Source organism: Caballeronia sp. M23-90, assembly GCF_053574605.1.
The window spans coordinates 1-4,450 of sequence record NZ_JBSIPA010000515.1; the positions used below are offsets into that span (position 1 = coordinate 1).

Below are 4,450 nucleotides of genomic sequence, written 5' to 3' on the forward strand. Positions count from 1 at the left end.
TGCCTGCCCATGAAGCAGCCTGCCGCACGCGCCGCCGTGACACGGCAACGACGTTAGAACCGATGCCGCAACGACAGCTTCACAGCAACCTGCGTAGGTGTCGACGATTGCCCCAGCGTGGTAATCGCCGCAACCGCCGGCCGCCCTGTGGAGTCGACACCTGATGCGTGCTGCCACACGCCGACGAGATTCAGATCGGTGCGCTTGGAGAGCGAATAGTTCGGACCGAAATCGATCTGCTCGTACCTGGCGTCGCGTGCTGTCGTGTAGTCGAACGACGCACCGATCAACAATGCCGGCGTAATCGAATAACGGCCATTGATCTCGTAGCTGTTAAAGGCCGCCGTACCCGTGTTAGGCGTGGACGCGGTTCTTCGAATGTCCTGAAAACGTGCGTTCGTATAAACGATTCCAATCATGCCCTGGCCGATTCTGTATGAAGCGGCCGCACCGAATATTTGCCACACGTTGGCCGACACGTAGCCGCTGGTCACGGGGCTTCGGCCCGGCGTCACATACCCTGCCTGACCGGGAGAAAGCGCGCTATCGAGCACCGATACGGATGGATTGTTGATGTTGTCGTACGCTAGCGCGGCGCTCAGCGGACCATTCTCGTACTTGAGTCCAAGCGTGTAGATCCGGCTCGACGCAAAGTCGCCCGCCACGCCGCCGGGTGCGAACATGCCGCTCGCTTGCAGGCCATAGAAAGTCGGCGACAGATACTTCACCGCGTTATTCACGCGAAAGGTCGAGTTCAGATCGTCGGAATCGCCCGGATGAGTGCCGAGCCACGCCCACATCGAAGTCGCGGCAATCCCGCCTATGAGTTCCGTCATCGGATCATACTGGCGGCCCAGCGTCACCGCGCCCCACCTGTCGCTGCTCAGTCCGACAAAGGCTTGCCGCCCGAACTCGCGGCCGTTTTGCAGCAGCTTGCCGTTCGACGGATCGAAGCCGTTCTCAAGCGTAAAAATCGCCTTCAGGCCGCCGCCGAGATCCTCGCTGCCACGCAGCCCCCAGCGGCTGCCGTTTGTTTGTCCCGTGACCATCTGTACGTTCGAATGCCCGGACTGGTTGTTGACATACACGAGTCCGGCATCGATGAAGCCATATAGCGTGACGGAACTCTGCGCATGAGCCGCACTCGCGAGAAGCGGCAGAGTCAACAGGGCAAGGGTGGTCTTTTTCATAAAGTCTCCGGCATGACAAGGCCACGCTTTCTCGCACTAGCGAGAAAGCAGCAGGCTTCGCAGGTTTTTTAAGTAGTGGGTGCTACGGTGGTACTTCGGTGGCCTGACGGGAAGGCGAACGCCTCCCGCGCCAGATGCCAGTGACTCGTGTGATTCTCCGGGCTGACCCGGCGTGCTCGCGTGTTAGTGGGGAGTGCTCACCTCGACGGCTACCGGCCGTGAGCCGTAGATGCGCCCCATCACGAACACGGCGAGGCCGGCAATCAGCACAGGCCACGCGGAGAAACGGAAGATCTCCGCCGGCGTCCAATGCGCCGAATACAGCATGCCCGCGCTCAACGGTCCCGCAATGCCGCCCAGGCGGCCAATGCCGAGCGCCCAGCCCACACCCGTCGAACGCAGGTTGAGCGGGTAGTAGACGGCCGCCAGCGCGATAACGCTTTTCTGTCCGCCGCTAATGCAGAACCCGGCGCAGAAAACCATCACCATCAACCACGCGACGCTGCCCGAGAACGCGCCGCCTACCAGCCACATGAAGACGGAGCCCGCGAGATACATCACGGTCAGCGTGACGTACGGGCCGACCCGGTCCATCGCGAGGCCGAGCGGCACGGCGGAAAGCACACCGGCGATAGTCGGCAGCGCCGTCACCCAGACGACCGTCGCCGGCGAATACTGCATGCCGGTCAGCATGGTCGGCAGCCAGCTCTGCATGAAATAGAACTCGGCGAGGTTCAGGAAAAAGATCAACCAGAGCAACAGCGTGCCCGCCGAAGTGCGTCCCCTGACAAGCGCCGTGACACTCGCGTGCGCCTCGCCCTGGTCTTCGAGACGGAACCTGCTGCCAACCGGCACGTCGAGACGCGGAAAAAACCCCAGCAAGACGGCGCGCATGCGCTCGTCGCCGTTTGGGCGCCGCTGCAGAACCACCAGCGATTCGGGCAACAGCCAGGCAAGCGGCACGGTCAGCGCGATCGGCGCAAGCGCCCCCACCAGCATCAGCGATTTCCAGCCGAACGCCGGCATTAGTGCACCAGCTGTGAGACCCGCCACCACGAAGCCGAGCGAGAACCCGCAATACACGAGCAGCACGAAGGTGGCGCGCAGCCGCTTCGGCGCGAATTCGCAGGTTAGCGCCACCGCGCTCGGCGCGGCGGCGCCGAGCCCGATACCGGTCAGAAAACGCAATCCGATCAGCTCGGTGACGTTGGTCGCGAAAAGCGTCAGCAGCGTGAACAGTGCGAATAGCACGCTGCTTGCCAGCATCATGCGTTTATGACCGAAGCGCGCGGACAACGGCGCGATCGCAAGGTAGCCGACCATCAGCCCGACGAGCGCGGCGGAAAAGATCGAGCCGAGAACCTCGCGCGGCAGATGCCAGTCCTTTGAAAGCGCCGGCACGATGTAGCTGATGGCCTGCGTGTCGAAGCCGTCGAGAAACATCAGTAGCGCGCATAACAGCACCACGAGGCACTGGCCTATGCCGACCTTCTGGCGTTCGATGACCTCGACTACGTCGATGAGGGGGGATGCCACGGTGTTTGTCTCCTGTGATTGTTTTAGGAAGGCGCTACGTCATTGCTGGTGCTGTGTCGGTGTGCACAAAGGCGTCGCTGAAGAAATCGTCGTCGGGCAGGCCGGCTTTCAGGAACGACTCGTGGGCTGCCGTCGTCATGGCCGGGTTGCCGCACGCGTAGACCTGATAGCCGTCGAGCGAGCCGAGATCTTCGAGTACCGTCTCGTGAACGAACCCGCGGCGGCCGTTCCAGTCCGCGTTCGGCTCGGAGAGAACGGGTACGAATTTCAGCTTGCCGCCGTCGTGCCACTTCTGCGCCAGCTCGGAGAGATACAGGTCTTCAGCGCGACGCGCGCCCCAGTACAAAGTCAGCGGACGGTCGAGCCTGCGTTTGATTGCGTCCTCAACGATCGACTTGACGGGCGCGAAGCCCGTGCCGGTAGCAAGCAGAATGATGGGTTTCGTCGAGTCGTCCTGCAGCGAGAATTCGCCGAACGGCAACTCCACTCGCAGCTTGTGGCCTTTGTCCAGGCGCCGCAGCATGCCTTCGGAGAATCTGCCGCCCGGCACATGGCGAACGTGAAGCTGGATGCTGTCGCTTTCGTGAGGCGGATTCGCCATCGAGTAGTTACGGCGGCTGCCGTCTTCCAGCTCGATCTGCAAATACTGGCCGGCGCGAAACTTCGCGCGCACGCCGGTAGGTAGACGCAATTGCACGATGCTCACGTCCGCGGCCGGCTGCGTGACGCGGTAGACGGACATGTCGAGTGTCTTGCGCACCACCGGCTCGCGCCTGTCGATCTTGCGCGGCGCGATCGTCATGTCCGAAGACGGCCGCAGGCAGCACAGCAGCACATGCCCGGCAGGCCCCTGCACATCGCCCTGCACCGACGAGCGGCCCGCGCCGGCCACCACGCTGCCTTCACAGGTCGAACACACGCCCTTGCGGCACGAATACGGCACGCTGTAGCCCGAGCGCTCGGCGGCGGCGAGCACCGTTTCGCCCGCCTCGCAATGGAAAGCGATATCGCTGTCCGCGACGGAAATCTGGTAGTCCAAAATATGACCTCGAAAAGCGTTGGAACGTGTCACTCAGCCAGTGGGGCGAGCACGGTTCCAGTTGTGATCAGACGGATCGCGCCGAGCAGCGGCGCAGGATCCGCGAGCAAGGTGCCGGCAATGTCGAAGCCGCTGCCGTGCCCGACGCTCGAGAACAGCACGCCCGCGCCGATCGACAGCGCGGCGCTATGGCGGCCGGCGCGCAGCTTGACGGGAATGTGGCCCTGGTCGTGATACATCGCGACAAACACGTCGATGTCGGGATTGGTGAGCAATAGATCGGCGCCTTGCGGGCCGATAACCGTCATGCCGTCATCACGCAACTTGCGCGCGACCGGCTCGGTAATGTCGATGTCCTCGCGGCCGAAAAGACCGCCCTCGCCCGCATGCGGATTGATGCCCATCAGTCCGACCACGGGATGCGTGATGCCCATCAATTGCAGTGCCTGCACCGCCGCCCGCGCGGCGCGTTCGACGTGGCGCTGATCGAGCCGCGCGAGTGCCGAGGCAATACCTTCGTGCAACGTCGCATGAACGATGCGCAGGCCGCCGCCGATCAACATCGCTTACATGGGCGGCTACACGCTTTATCACGTGAAGCTCGACAGCGGCAAAGTGGTGGTCGCGAACTTGTCGAGCCTGACAATCGGCGAACTCGAATCACCCACCTGGGACGACGAGGTTT

General features: G+C 62.9%; 4 protein-coding genes and 1 pseudogene. 1 reads left to right on the plus strand and 4 read right to left on the minus strand.

What is annotated here, in order from left to right; genetic code table 11:
• Positions 1–53 precede the first annotated feature (53 nt).
• The 4 genes from ACRXB1_RS31405 to ACRXB1_RS31420 form a co-directional block, all read right to left on the minus strand.
• Positions 54–1,190 carry a porin gene (locus tag ACRXB1_RS31405; RefSeq protein WP_449494259.1) on the minus strand — a complete coding sequence of 379 codons (1,137 nt, stop codon included), beginning with the start codon at positions 1,188–1,190 and terminating at the stop codon, positions 54–56.
• Positions 1,191–1,373: 183 nt separating this feature from the next.
• Positions 1,374–2,726 (minus strand): MFS transporter, encoded by a 1,353-nt coding sequence (locus tag ACRXB1_RS31410; protein WP_449494260.1) that lies wholly within the window; start codon positions 2,724–2,726, stop codon positions 1,374–1,376.
• A gap of 34 nt (positions 2,727–2,760) precedes the next feature.
• On the minus strand, positions 2,761–3,765 hold the full coding sequence (locus ACRXB1_RS31415) for a 2Fe-2S iron-sulfur cluster-binding protein (protein ID WP_449494261.1): 1,005 nt from the start codon (positions 3,763–3,765) through the stop codon (positions 2,761–2,763).
• 29 nt (positions 3,766–3,794) lie between these two features.
• Positions 3,795–4,322, minus strand: coding sequence for a 4-hydroxythreonine-4-phosphate dehydrogenase PdxA (locus ACRXB1_RS31420; RefSeq protein ID WP_449494262.1), 528 nt, complete (start codon positions 4,320–4,322; stop codon positions 3,795–3,797).
• Position 4,323: 1 nt separating this feature from the next.
• Here ACRXB1_RS31420 and ACRXB1_RS31425 point away from each other — a divergent pair.
• Positions 4,324–4,450: pseudogene (locus ACRXB1_RS31425) on the plus strand (TOBE domain-containing protein); the annotation flags it as partial.

What these genes read in the sequence shown, in the direction of transcription:
- ACRXB1_RS31405 (WP_449494259.1), bottom strand. Translation starts at nt 1,190, where the DNA reads ATGAAAAAGACCACCCTTGCCCTGTTGACTCTGCCGCTTCTCGCGAGT.